Source organism: Lentiprolixibacter sp., assembly GCF_982873095.1.
Window position 1 is genome coordinate 1 of sequence record NZ_CEYNTP010000025.1, and the last position, 18,031, is coordinate 18,031.

Annotated in this window: 13 protein-coding genes and 1 pseudogene; 3 read left to right on the forward strand and 11 right to left on the reverse strand. The window is 47.0% G+C overall.

Going from position 1 to position 18,031, the window contains the following annotated elements:
• The 7 genes from AC4E7D_RS03130 to thrA form a co-directional block, all read right to left on the reverse strand.
• Positions 1-672, reverse strand: a 672-nt coding sequence (locus AC4E7D_RS03130; RefSeq protein WP_490172350.1) for a YebC/PmpR family DNA-binding transcriptional regulator, incomplete at its 3' end; no start/stop codon positions are given.
• Between the two features lie 65 nt (positions 673-737).
• Positions 738-1,022: a 4a-hydroxytetrahydrobiopterin dehydratase gene (locus tag AC4E7D_RS03135; protein WP_490172351.1), complete on the reverse strand. Its 285-nt coding sequence runs from the start codon at positions 1,020-1,022 to the stop codon at positions 738-740.
• Between the two features lie 37 nt (positions 1,023-1,059).
• The gene (locus tag AC4E7D_RS03140; protein ID WP_490172352.1) at positions 1,060-1,908 is read right to left on the reverse strand and encodes a sugar nucleotide-binding protein; all 849 of its coding nucleotides are present in this window, start codon (positions 1,906-1,908) and stop codon (positions 1,060-1,062) included.
• A gap of 9 nt (positions 1,909-1,917) precedes the next feature.
• Positions 1,918-3,003 (reverse strand): glycine cleavage system aminomethyltransferase GcvT, encoded by a 1,086-nt coding sequence (gcvT, locus tag AC4E7D_RS03145; RefSeq protein WP_490172353.1) that lies wholly within the window; start codon positions 3,001-3,003, stop codon positions 1,918-1,920.
• Between the two features lie 109 nt (positions 3,004-3,112).
• The gene (thrC, locus tag AC4E7D_RS03150; RefSeq protein WP_490172354.1) at positions 3,113-4,408 is read right to left on the reverse strand and encodes a threonine synthase; all 1,296 of its coding nucleotides are present in this window, start codon (positions 4,406-4,408) and stop codon (positions 3,113-3,115) included.
• A gap of 21 nt (positions 4,409-4,429) precedes the next feature.
• On the reverse strand, positions 4,430-5,359 hold the full coding sequence (locus AC4E7D_RS03155; protein ID WP_490172355.1) for a homoserine kinase: 930 nt from the start codon (positions 5,357-5,359) through the stop codon (positions 4,430-4,432).
• Between the two features lie 3 nt (positions 5,360-5,362).
• On the reverse strand, positions 5,363-7,810 hold the full coding sequence (thrA, locus tag AC4E7D_RS03160) for a bifunctional aspartate kinase/homoserine dehydrogenase I (RefSeq protein WP_490172356.1): 2,448 nt from the start codon (positions 7,808-7,810) through the stop codon (positions 5,363-5,365).
• 267 nt (positions 7,811-8,077) lie between these two features.
• Between thrA and AC4E7D_RS03165 the strand changes: the two genes are divergently transcribed.
• Positions 8,078-9,631: an NAD(P)H-hydrate dehydratase gene (locus tag AC4E7D_RS03165; protein ID WP_490172357.1), complete on the forward strand. Its 1,554-nt coding sequence runs from the start codon at positions 8,078-8,080 to the stop codon at positions 9,629-9,631.
• 50 nt (positions 9,632-9,681) lie between these two features.
• Here AC4E7D_RS03165 and AC4E7D_RS03170 read toward each other — a convergent pair whose 3' ends face one another.
• Positions 9,682-10,092 carry an STAS/SEC14 domain-containing protein gene (locus AC4E7D_RS03170; RefSeq protein ID WP_490172358.1) on the reverse strand — a complete coding sequence of 137 codons (411 nt, stop codon included), beginning with the start codon at positions 10,090-10,092 and terminating at the stop codon, positions 9,682-9,684.
• 186 nt (positions 10,093-10,278) lie between these two features.
• Positions 10,279-12,828 carry an ATP-dependent Clp protease ATP-binding subunit gene (locus AC4E7D_RS03175; RefSeq protein ID WP_490172359.1) on the reverse strand — a complete coding sequence of 850 codons (2,550 nt, stop codon included), beginning with the start codon at positions 12,826-12,828 and terminating at the stop codon, positions 10,279-10,281.
• Between the two features lie 260 nt (positions 12,829-13,088).
• Between AC4E7D_RS03175 and gyrA the strand changes: the two genes are divergently transcribed.
• Positions 13,089-15,620 carry a DNA gyrase subunit A gene (gene gyrA / locus AC4E7D_RS03180; RefSeq protein ID WP_490172360.1) on the forward strand — a complete coding sequence of 844 codons (2,532 nt, stop codon included), beginning with the start codon at positions 13,089-13,091 and terminating at the stop codon, positions 15,618-15,620.
• Between the two features lie 39 nt (positions 15,621-15,659).
• Positions 15,660-16,925: a tetratricopeptide repeat protein gene (locus AC4E7D_RS03185; RefSeq protein ID WP_490172361.1), complete on the forward strand. Its 1,266-nt coding sequence runs from the start codon at positions 15,660-15,662 to the stop codon at positions 16,923-16,925.
• Positions 16,926-16,973: 48 nt separating this feature from the next.
• Here AC4E7D_RS03185 and AC4E7D_RS03190 read toward each other — a convergent pair whose 3' ends face one another.
• Both AC4E7D_RS03190 and AC4E7D_RS03195 read right to left on the reverse strand, forming a co-directional pair.
• A complete protein-coding gene (locus tag AC4E7D_RS03190) occupies positions 16,974-17,726 on the reverse strand; it encodes a C40 family peptidase (RefSeq protein ID WP_490172362.1) in 753 nt (250 codons plus the stop codon).
• A gap of 21 nt (positions 17,727-17,747) precedes the next feature.
• A pseudogene (locus tag AC4E7D_RS03195) lies at positions 17,748-18,031 on the reverse strand (hypothetical protein); the annotation flags it as partial.

The window sequence follows — 18,031 nt, forward strand, 5'->3', positions numbered from 1 at the left end:
GTCTTCTTCGATCTTTTCGAGCAGTTTTTCGACCTCCTCGACCTGTTCAGGGGTGAGCTCTTTGGTGGCCTGGGGGATGCGGTCGAACCCTGAAGAGAGGATCTTAATTCCCCTGGATTCCAATTCTTTCTGAATGGCCCCAAAGCTTTCGAAAGGGGCATAGATATGGATGCCGTCGTCATCTGTAAAGACTTCCTCAGCCCCAAAATCGATCATGTCCAGTTCCAGTTCTTCGGGGTCTATCCCTTCATTGTTGATCCGGAAAGTACAAGTGTGGTCAAACATGAACTCCACAGAACCTGAAGTTCCCAGGCTGCCGTTGTACTTGTTAAAATAACTACGGATATTTGCCACCGTACGGGTATTGTTATCGGTTGCCGTTTCTATCAGAATGGCTATACCATGGGGCCCATACCCCTCGAAAAGCACTTCTTTGTAATCCCCCTGGGATTTATCTGTCGCCCGTTTGATCGCCCGTTCAATATTGTCTTTGGGCATATTGACGGCTTTGGCATTCTGGATGACGGCACGTAAGCGGGAATTGGCATCCGGATCTGGCCCCCCTTCCTTAACGGCCATTACGATATCCTTTCCGATACGTGTAAAGGCCTTGGACATGGCTGCCCAGCGCTTTAGTTTTCTCGCTTTTCTGAATTCAAATGCTCGTCCCATAGCTTTCTTTTAGCGCATCCAAATTTAATGTTTTTTCCCACCTTGGCAAGCGCCGGATATCTCGGCTATCCAGAGACGATGTCCTGTATTTTCTCTGCCAGGGTAAAGTCCTTTTCCGTTATTCCCTGTGCATCATGAGTGTTCAGGGCGATATGTAACTGATTGTACACATTTTTCCAGTCGGGATGGTGATTGAGGGCTTCACACTCAAAGGCAATCCGGGTCATTACGGAGAAGGCGGCTTTGAAGTTTTCAAATTTGAAGCTCTTTTCTATGGCGGTTCCGGTGTATGTCCATCCCGGAAGGGCATTAAGTCGTTTTTCGATATCCGATTGTGATAACTTTTCCATTTTCTTCCTTATTTGATTCGTATAGCTGTTTCGCTGCTTAAGTTACCAAATGATGGTCAATTATTTCCTGATAGGTAACCCGCAGATACTTCGGCAACAAATTATGCTTGGGCAGTACGGCAAGGTAGCGTTCTTCATTCGTTGTATACACCCTTTTGTAGATTGGATTAAAGCTGCCAATACGCTCAACTACTTCTTTAATAAAATCCTCGTGATGTACCAGGTCCGTACTCCCAAGGTGAAAAATCCCGCGTTTATTGCGATTAATAAGATAGTGGATCTGCTGGGTGAGCCGATCGTCATTGGTGACGTTGATGATCAGGTTAGGGAATACCTCTATGGGCTCATTTTTCCAGATCTGCCTTTTCATTTCCCGTATGCGGGGTGATGTATTCCCAAAAACCATAGGTACCCGCAGAATGGCCATTTTGGATTTCGGCAATCGGAGGAGCATGTTCTCGATCTTGATCTTCAATCGACCGTAGATGCTCTCTGAGAGGGTTTTATCATACTCGTATGAGGGAAATTTGCTGTAGGCGTCAAACACGTTGGCTGACGAAAGGAAAAATAAGGCGCAATCGTTTTTGAGGAGGTATTCCATCATATGCTGATGGGCCTGGATTTGTGCGGCAAAACTGCCCCTCAGGGCAGAAATTATGATATTGGGTTTGATCCTTTCCAGCAGCTGAACGATATCGTCCTCCTGCATGTCGTACTTTACAAATTGCTGGTTGTCTTCAAAGGCCCGTCTTGCAGAACAATAGGTGCCAAAAGTGTTGTAGTAATTGCAGAGTTCTTTGTATATGGCATTGCCCAGGAAACCACTTCCTCCCAGAATCAAGACTTTTCTACTGCTTCTTTCCTTCTGCCCCTCGTCTTCTGCCATTCTTCTGAATTATTTTTTGTAAAACGGCAGTTTTACAATTCTGGCTGGCACAGCTTTTTTCCTGATCTGCACCTGTATATCTGTGTCCACTCCTGAAAGTTCAGCAGGAACATAGCCCATTCCGATCCCGATTCCCAATGAAGGGGACATGGTCCCTGAGGTAACCTGCCCGATCTCCTTTCCCTGTTCATCCAGGATAGCGTATCCCTGTCTTGGGATGGCCCGTTCACTCATTTCAAATGCGACCAGCTTTCTTTTGGGCCCTTCCTCTTTTTCTCTGGCAAGCGCCTCATGATTCACGAACTCTTTGGTGAATTTGGTGATCCAGCCCAGACCGGCTTCAATGGGAGAAGTGGTGTCATCAATATCGTTTCCGTACAGGCAATACCCCATTTCCAATCGCAGGGTATCTCTGGCTGCAAGACCTATAGGTTTTATACCAAAGGGCTCGCCGGCTTCAAGGACTTTGGTCCAGACCTGTTCCACCTCCTCATTTTTACAGTAGATCTCAAACCCGCCTGAACCGGTGTAACCGGTAGCGGAAATAATCGTGTGTTCGATACCCGCAAAATCCCCAACCACAAAATTGTAGAACTTGATGGCAGACAAATCCACAGTACTGAGGGTTTGCATAGCCTCCACGGCTTTTGGTCCCTGTATGGCAAGGAGGGAGTAAGCATCAGATATATTTCGCATCTGCGCCCCAATATTTTTATTGTATTTGGAAATATGGTCCCAATCCTTGTCAATATTCGAAGCGTTCACAACCAGTAAATAGACTTCTTCCTTGACGCGGTAGATAATGAGGTCGTCCACTATACCGCCGTTTTCATTTGGCATGCAGCTATACTGCGCCTTGCCCAGGGTCAGTTTAGAAGCATCGTTTGAAGAGATTTTTTGTATTAAATCAAGGGCTTTTGGACCTTCGATCAGGAATTCACCCATATGGGAAACATCAAACACACCCACGCCATTCCTCACTGTTTCGTGTTCAATATTTACCCCTTCATAAGAAACGGGCATTTCGAAACCGGCAAAAGGGACCATTTTTGCCCCCAATGCCCTGTGTACTTCAGACAATGCTGTTTTTTTCATAGGTTATCGCATTTTTGAACCCCCCAAATTTACCCAAAATAACACAGAGCGCACCCGGTCTTCCGGCACTGTTTTCATAAAATAAATGTTAATTCTCTTCCCGATAGGCTCAGGATTTGAGGAGAAATTCTTTCAGGTCTACATAGGTAGTGACAGGGAGGGAAACTTTTTCCTTGTTCATCACTTTCCGGATCTGAGGAGGAAGGGGTAGTTCAAGGTGCAGCGTATCTTTCACAACATCTAGGAATTTTATGGGATGTGCTGTCTCCAGGAAAATGCCCAAAACATCCTGCTGTTCCTGCTGATAGCTCCTTAACCCCAGATAACCTACTGCCCCATGCGGGTCGGCAATATATCCATACTTCTTGTATAGCGCCTTCATGGCATCCCGTGTTTCCAGGTCGTTAAAGGAGTAGCTGGAGAGGTGTTTCTGAAGGCTGGGAAACTGGTTGTCATAAAGTTGACGTACCCTGATAAAATTACTGGGATCACCCACATCCATGGCGTTGGAAATTGTGGCCACAGAAGGTTTTGGGGCATATACCCGGTTTTCCATAAACTGCGGGACCGTATCGTTTACATTGGTGGCAGCAATAAACTGGGAACAGGGCATGCCCAGTCTATGGGCTACCATCCCGGCGCAGATATTACCAAAATTACCACTGGGAACGGAAAACACCAGTTTCCTTCCTTTGTGTTTAACAGCCTTGTAAGCAAACAAATAATAAAACATCTGAGGCAACCACCGGGCTACATTAATGGAATTGGCAGAAGTGAGCTTTCTTTTTGCCAGGATACTCTCGTCCAAAAAGGCTGTTTTTACCATATGCTGGCAATCGTCAAAAGTTCCCTGTACTTCAAGTGCTGTAATATTATTCCCCAATGTGGTAAGCTGTCTTTCCTGAATGTCACTCACTTTTCCGGAGGGGTAGAGGATAACCACTTTCACGCCTTTTACCCCTAAAAAACCATTGGCAACAGCACCACCAGTATCTCCAGAAGTAGCGACCAGAATGGTTACTTCCTGATCGTCTTCCCGGTTAAAATATTCCAGGCATTTCGCCATAAATCTCGCCCCAACATCTTTAAAGGCCATGGTGGGCCCGTGAAACAATTCCAGAACTGCTGTATTTTCATCCAGTTTGACGAGAGGAAAATCAAAATCGAGAACGGTTTCCAGGATCTTCTCCAGTTCTTTTTCCGGGATTTCACCTGCTACAAAGGGGGTAATAGCCCTTAATGCTATTTCCTGTTTACTGAGGGTGGCAATGGAATCAAAAAAGGAGGAAGGAAGCGGACGAATACGTTCCGGGAAATACAAACCCCTGTCAGGGGCGATTCCCCGGATCACCGCCTCTTTAAAACTGGCCTCAGGTGCCTTATGATGTAAACTGAAGTATTTCATATGGCCTTGTCATCTCCATTTTTACCATTGATTACTTATTTTGATCCCCTCCGGATTAATTTTTGAAACGTGAATTTCAAAGGGAACCCCGATGGCAGTATATGCTTCTTCAAATGCGCTGGCAACCGCCGTCGCCCTATTTTTGCCTTTACTTAGCGCAAAAACAGAGGGCCCTGAACCCGAGATACCCACACCCAGGGCACCCTCATTGCGGGATGCTTTTTTAAGTTGCTCATATCCCGGGATCAGAATAGAGCGAATGGGCTCCACAATATGGTCTTCCAGGGAACGACCAATCAAGTCGTAGTCCTCTGTATATAAACCAGCTACAAGGCCTCCTACATTGCCCCACTGCCGGATGCCATCTTCCAGGGAAATTACCGTTTTCAGGATCTTTCGGGAATCGGCGGTTTTTACTTCGATCTGGGGATGCAGGATGGTGGCATACAGCTTTTCCGGGGTATTCAGTTTTATGATGTCGAGCGGATCATAACTCCGTACCAGGGTAAATCCGCCAAGAAGGGCTGGGGCCACATTATCAGCATGGGCCACCCCACTGGCCAATTTTTCACCTTGCATGGCAAAGGGTACTAATTCCTCTTTAGAGTAAGGCTCCCCAAGCAGGCTGTTGATTCCTGCCACGGCCCCGGCAGCACTGGCGGCACTACTTCCAATGCCACTGCCAGGCTTGATTTTTTTAGTGATTTCGATTTCAAAGCCTCCGGGATGATCAAGGGATTTGAGCAAAGCAAGGGCGGCTACACCGGCCACGTTCTTTTCCGTTTCCATGGGTAAATCCTGTCCGGTAACCCTGGTTATCCGTACGCCCGGGATATCTGACTTTCCAATGATCATTTCGTCCCCCACAGCATCCAGGGCCAATCCCAGTACATCAAAACCACAAGAGATATTGGCGATGGTAGCCGGACAAAATAGTTGCACTGCGTCCATGGCCTAAAAATTACCGATTCTGATGATATCTGCAAAAAGCCCGGAAGCAGTAACATCTGCCCCTGCTCCGGCCCCCTTTACAATTAAAGGTTGTTCGGGATAGCGCTCTGTGAAAAAGAGTACAATGTTATCACTTCCCTTGAGGTTATAAAAATCATGCCCCTCAGGGATTTCCTGTAAGCCTACACGGGCTTTCCCGTTTTCGAACTCTGCCACGTACTTCAGTCTGCAATTGTTCTCCTTAGCCTGTAAATACCGGTTTTGAAAGCTTTCTTCATGCTTTTTTAGCGAAGCAAAAAAAGCGTCATTGTCCGGGGTATCCAGGCTTTCATCAGACAAGAAGGAATCGTTTTCGATTTGCTCAAGGTCCATCTTGTAGCCACTTTCACGGACAAGGATCAGGATCTTGCGCATGACATCTATACCGCTGAGGTCGATCTTAGGATCCGGTTCAGTGTATCCCTGTTCCTGTGCCTGCTTTACTACTTCATGGAAGGTCGTCTGGTCATTAAAATTATTAAAGACAAAATTAAGGCTGCCTGAAAGTACCGCCTGGATCTTATGGACTTTATCCCCTGAAGCAATCAGGTGTTTAAGGGTGTCAATAATGGGTAACCCGGCACCAACATTGGTCTCAAAGAGGAAAGGGGCGTTATAGGTCCTGGACAACGATTTGAGCGCCTGATAATTGTTATAGTCGGATGAACATGCGATTTTATTGCAGGTAACCACCGAGATGCTCTCCTTTAATAGTTGTGCATAAACGATTGAAATGCGCTCACTTGCCGTATTGTCTATAAAAATGCTATTTCGGAAGTTCTTTCTTTTCAGGGTATCCAGAAACACTTCAAGATCCGCAGGCTCGCCTTTTTCAAGGGCGTCGCGCCAGCCGTTCAGGGGGATCCCTTTTTCCTTAAAGATCATTGTACGGGAATTGGACATGCCCACCACCCTGATACTTAATTTAAGATTTTTTTTCAGGTACTGTTGTTGCTGTGCGATTTGATCCAGTAACTTACCCCCAACATTTCCGGTACCCATCACGAAAAGGTTCAGCTGCTTGACGTTTTCTTCAAAGAATTCCTCATGCAGCGTATTCAGTGCTTTTTTGACATCTTCCAACTCGATTACCGCAGAGATATTCCTTTCGGAGGCTCCTTGTGCGATGGCGCGGATATTCACATTGTTTTTGCCAAGGGCACTGAACATCTTCCCGCTCAATCCCTGGTGGCTTTTCATCTGATCCCCTACCAGGGCAATGATGGCCAGTCCTTTTTCCACAATAACCGGCTTTACCTTGCCCATGCTCCTTTCATAGGCGAAAGCTTCGTTTATAACGTCTTCGGCTATATCTGCCTCTGATTCGGAGATGCCCACACAGATAGAATGTTCGGAGGAAGCCTGAGTGATCAGTACCACGCTGATATCTGATTGGGAGAGCACTTCAAACAGCCTCTTAGATATTCCCGGAATGCCAATCATCCCTGGTCCCTCGAGGGATAACAGGGCAATTCCCTGAATGTTACTGATCCCACGTACAGTTCTCCCCTTTTGAACCTGATCTCTGGATATCAGTGTACCTGAGGCCTGTGGTTCAAAGGTGTTTTTAATGCGTATGGGGATGCCTTTGGCCAGGACGGGTTGGATAGTGGGTGGGTAAAGGACTTTTGCCCCAAAATGAGATAACTCCATGGCCTCCTGATAGGAAATTTCCTCTATGGCCCTGGCCTGGCTCACCAGTTTAGGATTGGCCGTGTACATCCCGCTAACATCCGTCCAGATCTGCAATTCGTCAGCGGACAGGGCAGCAGCCACTACGGCAGCGGTGTAATCAGAACCCCCTCTGCCCAAGGTGGTGGGATTACCTGTGACCGAAGAGGCAATAAACCCGGGAAGAAGGGTGATATGCGATGCTGAGGCGTCCGAAAAATACGCCTGGCAATTCCTGTCGGTAAGGTCAAAGGCAACCGCCGCCTTTCCGAAAGTGTTGTTGGTTTTGATCAATTCCCTGCTGTCCTTGAAAGCGGCATCAATCCCTTCCGAAATGAAATACTGGGCAATGATATAGGCACTTAGTAATTCACCGAAACTGACCACTTTGTCAGACAACTGGGGGGTACGTTCACCGATGAGGTAGGCGCCTTCAACGTAAGATTCCAGGTCGTTAAGCGCTGATTTCACCTTGCTTAGGGCGGCACTTTGCTTTGCAATGGGAAGCAGTTCGCGAATGGCAGTTAAGTGCCGTTCTTCAATTGTCGCAAGTTCCTTTTTGTAAGCCGCATCCTTTGCTGCCGCCAGATCCAAAGCATGCAATAGCAGGTCTGTAACGCCACCGAGGGCAGAAACCACAACGATGGTTTTGCCACGTGCGGTTTGCACTACAATCTCCCTGACTTTTTTTATGTTATCTGCATTTGCAACAGAAGTTCCCCCGAATTTTAAAACTTGCATACAATGTTAGGCTTAAGAAACGCACCAAGGGTACGATAGTTTGAAATGTGCTTAGGAATTGATTATGCTTCGCACCCCAGTGGGGTGGTGGCCCATGGCAGGCTCGAATATATTGTATCGGTCAGCTTAAGTGCTTTGTGATCCATGTGATTCAGTTTGTTCTTCACACTTCAATTTAATGTCCAAAAGTAGTACATTTAATAGCTGCATCAAATTAATGCTCCTACTTTTGAAAAGTCATAACCCAGGAGGTCTATTTTTTAGATAATGAAGATTTTAAGCGCCGATCAAGTCTACCAGGCTGACAAATCCACAATAAACCAGGAGGGCATCTCCAGCGATGAACTCATGGAACGCGCGGCAAAACAGGTTTTTGATTGGATTCACGGAAGATTACAGGGGTCCCCGGTGAATATTTACCTCCTCTGTGGTATCGGGAACAATGGGGGAGACGGACTTGTCCTAGGGCGTTACCTATGGGAACACGGGTACCATATTGACATCTTCATTGTTAATTACAGTGAACACCGATCCGATGATTTCCTCACCAATTTGAAGCGGTTGAAGGAACGTAAGATCTGGCCCCAATATCTTGATGAGAATACCCCTCCACCCGAATTTCAAAATGCGGATGTGATTGTCGATGCCATATTTGGAATTGGCCTTAACCGTCCGGCTGCCCCCTGGCTAGGCCAACTAATACAAGCCATAAATACATCAGAACGGTTTGTGTTATCCATTGATGTGCCTTCCGGGATGTTTGTCGACAGTCCCCTCGAAAACGGACAGGCAGTGGTGCACGCCAGTCATGTCCTGACCTTCCAGGTGCCAAAACTCGCTTTCTTTTTACCCGAGTCCGGAAAATATATAGATAACTGGGAGGTGGTTGATATTGGCCTGGATCCGGATTTTCTGGAAAAGGCAGAGACCAACTTTGTATTAACTGAATTGCATGAGGCCAGATCCTGGTGCCGACCCAGGAACCGGTTTGCACACAAAGGGGATTTTGGCCATGCTTTGATCATTGGGGGAAGTTATGGGAAGATAGGTGCAGTGATCCTGGCGGCCAGGGCTGCCCTGCAATCCGGTTGTGGACTGCTTACAGCTTACCTGCCCAAATGTGGGTACCTTCCGCTGCAGACTGCTGTTCCTGAAGCCATGGTGATCACAGACCCCTCAGAGAAGGAAATTACCTCCGTAGCTACGGATTGGACGCCAGATGCCGTGGGAATGGGTATCGGAATGGGCAGGTCAGGGGCATCTGTAAAAGCCCTAAGTGCTTTTTTGAAAAACTACAACGGTCCTCTTGTACTGGATGCTGATGCCCTGAATATCCTTTCCGAGAATCAGGAATTACTGAAGGCTGTATCGCCAGGGACAATTTTTACCCCTCACCCCGGGGAGCTGAAAAGGCTGTTAGGGCCCTGGAAGAATGATTTTGAAAAGCTTGAAAAAGCACAGCAGTTCGCTGAGCGTCATAAATGCGTACTTGTTATCAAAGGTGCGTATACGTTGATACTTCATGAGGGAAAGGGCTATATCAACCCAACTGGAAATCCGGGCATGGCCACGGCAGGCAGCGGGGATGTTCTTACCGGAATACTCACAAGTCTGATCGCCCAAAAATACGATCCCCTGACAGCAGCGCGTTTCGGTGTCTACCTGCACGGCCTGGCCGGGGATATTGCAGCGGAACAGCTGGGTTACGAAGCCCTTACAGCATCTGCGATAACAGAACGTCTGGCAATGGCTTACCAATTCCTATGGCAAAAGTCCAATGATAACGGAAAGAAAGAGGAGACAAGCTCCCCTGGTGAATAGGTAATCATGCTACTGATGTGCCTGTAGCGAAAGTGGTAGGCAATACCGACCTATTTGGAGTTTTTTACGCGCCTTTTGACCCAGGTAACGGCATTGTTGTAATCGATAAAAAACTTCATGGGTTTTTTAAAGAACATCTTTTCAATCTTGAAATTATGCATGTCCATCTGTTTCACGGAAACAATGGCAAATGCCTTAAGATTTTCAATTTGCCTTACATAGGTGTAAATGATGGGATCCAGCGCATAGGAATTCTTCCTAAGACTAATGAATCCAAAATTGCGGTCTTTGAAGTGAATTTCCGCGATACCGATAATCTGGTAAGCCCTTTCCAGGGTAACAGTGGCCCCTTCGTTGAAAATGCCTACCATGTATTTGTCGAAGACCTGTACTTTCCCGATATCTAAATGATACTCCCGGACCACCACGGTCTTCTTCTTTTTAGCCCCTCCAATTTTCATTCTCGTATAGTGTCTGAATCGAATGTACATCTAAGGGGTACTAAACTGAAATAATTACGACCAATAGCACAAATATCGTTTATAAGGTAAGGTAGTAAGATGGGGCGTGTTCATTTTCCTACCGGGAGGGGCAGAAAATAAAATAGGGCCTGAGAAAGGCCCTATTTCAATAACGGTATGTTTACCCTATGCTTCTGAAGATTTTTTGGCCTTCTTGATTTTAATGGTAAGCTTATCTTTCTTCTCATTGTAGTCCATGGAAATGCTGTCTCCCTCTTCGAGTTTGGAGTTCACGATTTCCTCAGCCAGGGCATCTTCGATATACTTCTGTATGGCCCGTTTCAGAGGTCTTGCCCCGTATTGCTTATCAAATCCTTTGTCCGCAATATAGTCCTTTGCCTTCTTGGTAAGGCTCAGGTGGTACCCGATCTCCTTGATACGCTGGAACAACTTTGCCAGCTCAATATCAATGATCTGATGGATGTGTTCTCGTTCAAGAGGATTGAAAACAATGACGTCGTCTATACGGTTTAGGAATTCTGGTGCAAATGCCTTTTTGAGTGCATTTTCAATAACCGCCTTCTGATGGCTGTCTGCCTGCGATTTTTTAGCTGCAGTGCCGAAGCCAACTCCCTGACCAAAATCTTTCAATTGTCGGGCCCCGATATTCGAGGTCATGATGATTATGGTATTTCGGAAGTCGATTTTCCTGCCAAGACTATCCGTCAGGAAACCGTCGTCCAGTACCTGAAGCAGCATATTGAAGACATCCGGGTGTGCTTTCTCCACCTCATCGAGCAGCACTACAGAATACGGTTTTCTCCTTACTTTTTCGGTAAGTTGGCCACCTTCTTCATAGCCCACATATCCGGGAGGCGCCCCAACCAATCTGGAGATGGCGAATTTTTCCATGTATTCGCTCATATCGATACGGATCAGTGCATCTTCAGAATCAAACAGTTCCTTTGCAAGTACCTTGGCCAACTGGGTCTTTCCTACCCCTGTTTGTCCGAGGAAAATAAAGGAACCGATAGGTTTGTTTGGATCTTTAAGTCCTGCACGGTTACGCTGTATGGCCTTTGCCACTTTGGCCACCGCTTCGTCCTGTCCGATCACATTACCTTTGATCAGATTTGGAAGTTCAGCAAGTTTGTTGCTTTCGGTCTGGGCAATCTTATTTACCGGAATACCGCTCATCATGGAAACCACGTCGGCAACATTATCCTCGTTTACCTCTTCCCTGTGCAGTTTGCTGTCTTCTTCCCATTTTTCCTGGGCTACAGCCAGTTCTTTTTCAATGCGCTTCTCATCGTCGCGGAGCTTTGCCGCTTCCTCATAGCGTTGTTTTTTGACCACGCTGTTTTTAAGTTCGCGCACATCTTCGAGCTGCTTTTCAAGTTCCAGGATCTGCTTGGGGACATCCATATTCACGATGTGTACCCTGGATCCTGCCTCGTCCATCGCGTCAATGGCCTTGTCCGGAAGGAAACGGTCTGTCATATACCGGTTGGTGAGCTTTACACAAGCCACCAGGGCATCGTCCGTGTAGTAAACATTGTGGTGTTCCTCGTATTTTTCCTTGATGTTCTTTAAGATCTCTATGGTTTCCTCTACGGAGGTAGGTTCTACCATGACCTTCTGAAACCGGCGTTCCAGGGCCCCGTCTTTTTCAATATACTGACGGTACTCATCCAGGGTGGTTGCCCCTATGCATTGAATTTCCCCTCGTGCCAGGGCGGGTTTGAACATGTTTGAAGCATCCAGGCTGCCTGTGGCGCCTCCCGCACCAACAATAGTATGGATTTCGTCAATGAAGAGGATTACATCGTCATTCTTCTCCAATTCGTTCATCACGGCTTTCATCCGCTCCTCGAATTGCCCCCTGTATTTGGTCCCCGCAACCAGCGAGGCCAGGTCAAGAGTAACCACGCGTTTGTTATATAGGATACGTGAAACCTTCTTGTTGATGATCCTCAGTGCAAGCCCTTCAGCTATAGCACTTTTACCAACGCCGGGCTCCCCGATAAGCAGGGGGTTGTTTTTCTTCCGTCGACTTAAGATCTGTGATACGCGTTCAATTTCCTTTTCACGGCCCACAACGGGGTCCAATTTGTTTTCTTCTGCAAGACGGGTCAGGTCCCTGCCAAAATTATCCAGCACGGGCGTTTTGGATTTTTTACTGCCTTTCTGGGCAGATGTGGCCCCAAAGGAGCCTTCCTTACCTTCAGAAGGTTCATCAGACTCACTGGAGAAAGATTCGGAAGTTGTGGGTTCCACATAATCGTCTTCGCTGGTGATCATGGATTTGAACTGATCCTTCACCCCGTCATAATCTACCTTGAGTTTGTGCAAAAGCTTGGTAGTGGGGTCATTTTCATTTCTCAGGATACACAACAACAAATGTGCTGTGTTGATCGAAGAACTTTGGAAGAGCTTTGCTTCCAGGAAAGTCGTCTTCAGTGCCCTTTCGGCCTGCCGGGTAAGGTGCAGGTTCTTTTTATCTTTCGGACTGCTGCCCGAGTTGGGGTTAGCCGGACTCAATATTTCAACTTTCCTCCTCAAGTGATCCAAATCCACATCCAGAGCGTCCAGGATACTGATCGCCTTGCCATTGCCATCGCGCAGTAAGCCAAGCATAAGGTGCTCCGTACCAATGAAATCATGGCCGAGCCGCAATGCTTCTTCCTTGCTGTAGGCAATAACATCTTTTACTCTGGGTGAAAAATTATCGTCCATAAAGTGTGTTTATTCCGTAATAAAATTAGTGATTCTCGTCCTAACAACGACAAATACCGTACCTATATTCGTCAAAGTAGGTCTAAATGACGAAAAAAACATCGTTTTACAAAATAATTAACATGCAAATTATCAACGGAATTGGCCCCCTCAAGTGTTGATAAATTCTTTAATAAACTCCTTAATAAATAAGGTGCTCGCGGCGATTTTATGTATATTGGCATGATCTTTAAACCACTTAAAAACGACAAGATTTTCATATGGCGGAAGGAGAAAAACTGATTCCGATAAATATCGAAGATGAGATGAAATCGGCCTACATTGATTACTCAATGTCGGTCATTGTGTCACGTGCCCTGCCAGATGTGCGGGACGGGTTAAAACCTGTACACCGCAGGGTGTTATACGGGATGCATGAATTAGGTGTTCGGTCCACCAGCTCACATAAGAAATCGGCGCGTATCGTCGGGGAAGTTCTGGGTAAATATCACCCGCACGGAGATACCTCTGTATATGATACTATGGTGCGTATGGCCCAGGAATGGAGCCTGCGGTATATGCTTATTGATGGTCAGGGTAACTTTGGTTCCATTGACGGGGACAGTCCGGCTGCCATGCGTTACACCGAAGCACGAATGCGGAAGATCGCAGATGAAATGTTGGCAGACATCGATAAGGACACCGTTGACCACCAACTGAACTTTGACGATTCCCTGCAGGAGCCTACAGTACTGCCTACCCGCATCCCGAACTTGCTGATCAACGGAGCATCAGGGATAGCCGTGGGAATGGCAACTAATATGCCCCCTCACAACCTCTCTGAGGTGGTAGATGGCACCATCGCTTATATAGACAACCACGACATAGAGGTCGATGAGCTCATCACCCATATCAAAGCCCCGGATTTTCCTACCGGCGGTATTATTTATGGGTACGATGGTGTGAAGGAGGCTTTCCATACGGGCCGGGGCAGGATTGTAATGCGTGCCAAGGCCACCTTTGAGGAAATTGACGGTCGTGAAGCCATAGTGGTCACCGAAATCCCGTACCAGGTCAATAAAGCCGACATGATCAAAAAGACGGCTGACCTGATCAATGACAAGAAGATAGACGGAATATCCACTATTCGGGACGAATCCGACCGCAAGGGAATGCGTATTGTTTATATCCTGAAGCGCGACGCGATCCCCAATATCGTGCTGAATACGCTGTATAAGTATACCGCATTGCAGTCTTCCTTTAGCGTGAACAATATCGCCCTGGTGGATGGACGTCCACAACTCCTGAACATCAAGCAGATCATTGGGCATTTCGTGGATCATCGCCATGAAGTTGTGGTCAGACGTACGAAGTTCGAGCTGAAAAAAGCTGAAGACAGGGCCCATATCCTGGAAGGATTGATCATTGCTTCAGACAATATCGATGAGGTCATCGCCCTGATTCGGGCGTCATCCAATGCAGAGGATGCCAGGGACAAGCTGATGGAACGTTTCAAGCTAACCGAGATCCAGGCGAAGGCCATTGTGGAAATGCGCCTGCGACAACTTACCGGCCTCGAACAGGATAAGCTGCGTACAGAATATGAGGAAATAATAAAGACCATAGCCGACCTTAAGGACATCCTGGCCAGGAAAGAACGCCGCATGGAGATCATCAAGGAAGAGCTGGCTGAGGTCAAAGAGAAATACGGCGACGTCCGCAGGTCTGAAATTAACTTTGCAGGAGGTGACCTGAGCATTGAAGATATGATCCCGGATGAGCAGGTGGTTATTACCATCAGCCATGCGGGCTACATCAAGCGTACGCCCTTGACCGAGTACAAGACCCAGCACAGAGGAGGGGTAGGGCAGAAAGCTTCTGCCACCCGTACGGAGGACTTCCTTGAACATTTGTTTGTGGGAACCAACCACCAGTACATGCTCTTTTTTACTCAAAAAGGGAAATGTTTCTGGATGAGGGTGTACGAAATCCCGGAAGGAAGCCGTACTTCCAAGGGAAGGGCAATTCAAAACCTGATCAATATAGAGCAGGACGACAAGGTCAAAGCCTTTATTTGTACCCAGGACCTTAAGGACGATGAATATGTAAACAGCCACTACGTTATTATGGCTACCAAAAAAGGGACGGTGAAAAAGACTTCCCTGGAACAGTATTCCCGACCCAGGCAAAACGGGATCATCGCTATCGGTATCCGTGAAGACGATGAGTTGCTGGAAGCCAAGCTTACAACGGGAACCAGTCAGATCTTCCTCGGGCTGAAATCCGGTAAGGCTATCCGCTTTGAGGAAAGCAAAACCCGCCCAATGGGACGAACAGCCTCCGGGGTTCGAGGCATTACCCTTGCCAGTGATGAGGATGAGGTAATCGGTATGGTATCCGTACATAACTTTGACGATGACATCCTGGTGGTTTCAGAAAATGGCTATGGGAAACGGTCCACCATTGATGACTACCGCATTACCAACCGGGGAGGAAAAGGGGTCAAGACCATTTCCATCACAGAGAAGACAGGCGGACTGGTAGCGATCAAAAACGTGTCCGACTCAGATGACCTGATGATAATTAATAAGTCCGGGATTGCCATTCGCATGAGTGTGGAGGATTTAAGAACGATGGGTCGGGCTACCCAGGGGGTTAAACTGATCAATTTAAAAGGGAACGATTCTATCGCCGCTGTTGCCAAGGTGATGCATGACGAGGACGATCTGGATGATACGGATATCCGAAATATCGAGGTGCAAACGGAAGATGGCACGGCAATTGATACTGATAACCCTGAAAACGACGAATAACTTTTTAAAACAGACACTAACACGTAAATAATGCATACAATGAAGACTAAAATTTTAATACTGCTGGCCATGGCTTTTTCTGTGGTCGGTTTTGCCCAAAAGAGTGAGCTTAAAGCAGCTGAAAAAGCATTGAAAGGTGGTTCAACTGCAGATGCAATGGCGCAACTGGAAAGTATTTCCGGCATGATTGAAGGTGCCGATGCCCGCTTACAGGCACAATACTATTACCTCCAGGGAAAGGTATACGCAGATATGGCCAATAAGGGGGATAATTCAGCCTTTAAGAAAGCGGCTGACGCGTACAACAAGGTAATAAGCACTGAAGAACAAAGTGGGAAATCTAAATATTCCAATGAGACTCGTCAGTTGATGGACGCTATGAGCGCCGACCTTGTTAATTCTGCTGTAGAGGATAACAAGAACAAAGACTACAAGTCTGCAGCTGAAAAGTTGTACATGAGTTATACCATGCGTCCCCAGGATACGGTTTACCTTTATTTTGCAGCGAGCAGTGCCGTAAATGGAGGGCACTATGATATGGCCCTGGAGCACTATAACGAGTTGAAAGAACTGGGATATGACGGAAGCGTGATGGAATACAAAGCTACCAATGTGGCTACAGGTCAAGTGGAAACAATGAATGATAAGTTCCAGCGCGACCTGATGGTTAAATCCGGGGAATTCAAAGATCCTGTAGACGAGAAAACACCTTCCAAGCGGGCAGAGATCGTTAAGAATATTGCCCTGATCTATTCACAACTGGGTGAGGACGACAAGGCTATTGCGGCCTTTTCTGAAGCACGTGCAGACAGCCCAGGCGATGTAAACCTGATTCTTAATGAAGCCAATCTGTACTATCGCCTTGGGGATAAGGAGAAATTTAAAGCACTGATGGCTGAGGCAGCTGAAATGGCTCCCGATAATGCTGATTTGCATTACAATATTGGGGTTATCAACATGGAACAGGAAAACTACGAAGATGCCCGAACGGCATATAAAAAAGCGCTGGAAATAAATCCCGGCTATGTAAATGCTTCCCTGAACCTCTCTACTACCTATGTAAATGAAGGGAACAGCCTTATTGACGAAATGAACAACCTTGGTAATTCACGTGACGATATCGCGAAATACGAAGAATTGAAAAAGCGAAAAGACGATCTTTTCTTGGAAGGTGTAACCGTTCTGGAAGATGCCCTGAAAGCCAATCCGGATAATCAGGGAATCCTGACTCAATTGAAAAATATCTACGGTGCCTTGGGAGATACGGAAAATTTCATGAGAATTAAGAAGTTATTGGGCGAATAAAAGGAAGCCTTAACAATAAAAAACCCTGACCTAAGCGTCAGGGTTTTTTTATTTTATTTTTTTAATGACCCGCAATTGGTGGGTGTAATTGCGCTTTTCCCGGTTAAAGATCCCTGTATGGTCCAGGCGATCGATACGCACCTTACCGTCAACGTGTATGATATAGTTATCCTTCATAATGATGCCCACATGGGTAATGTTCCCTTCCTTATCATCAAAAAAAGCAAGGTCCCCGGCTTCACTTTCTTCTATAAAACTCAGGGGTTCCCCTTGAGTTGCTTGTTCCTCAGGTGTTCTGAGGAGCTGCACCCCGTTTATTTTATAGACCATTTGAGTAAAGCCTGCACTGTCGATCCCAAACGGTCCTTTGCCTCCCCTCAATTCAGGTGCGTTTAAATACAAAAGGGCCGTATCCACCAGTTTTGATTTATGAAATTCCCCATTGGAGGCTGTGCCTTCATGGGAGTGTGCCAGGACGTCAGTATGGGCCACGTTAGAGCCCAGGAGAATAGGGATAAGTACGCCTTGTTCCGTGCTGGCAAAGGAGACCAGGTCCAGTGCATATTGCTCCGACCCTGAATCTGTTAATTTTTTGTATTCTGTATCGCTGAGTTCCTTGAACTGCTCCTTTCGGATCCAACCTTCCCATTTTTCTCCGGTAATCCTGATTTTACTCCAGTATTTCCTATGATCGGTAAGCCTGAAAAGTTCCCCGTACAGGAGTTGCGTGATCATCCGACTATTTTCATCAGCCGATTCTCGTACAGCGATCACACTCAAGGGGCAGATACCAAAGGGCATAGGCGGTCAGTAAATCAGGGTTTAAAGGCGTTCCAGGACAAGGGCGGAGGCACCTCCACCACCATTACATATGGCTGCAGCACCAAATTTTGCCTGTTGTTGCCGGAGAACGTGGATCAAAGTAACCAGGATCCTTGCCCCTGAGCAGCCCAAGGGATGCCCGAGGGAAACCGCCCCACGGGCGGGCCCTTCTGCAACGGCACCAGCCGTCGAACGGTCGTTCGGGATTGAAAGATAAACCAAGTCGCTCACCTGTCGGTGGGCCCACCCACGGTCGGGCCCTGCCCGGCTCATCGCGAGGAGGG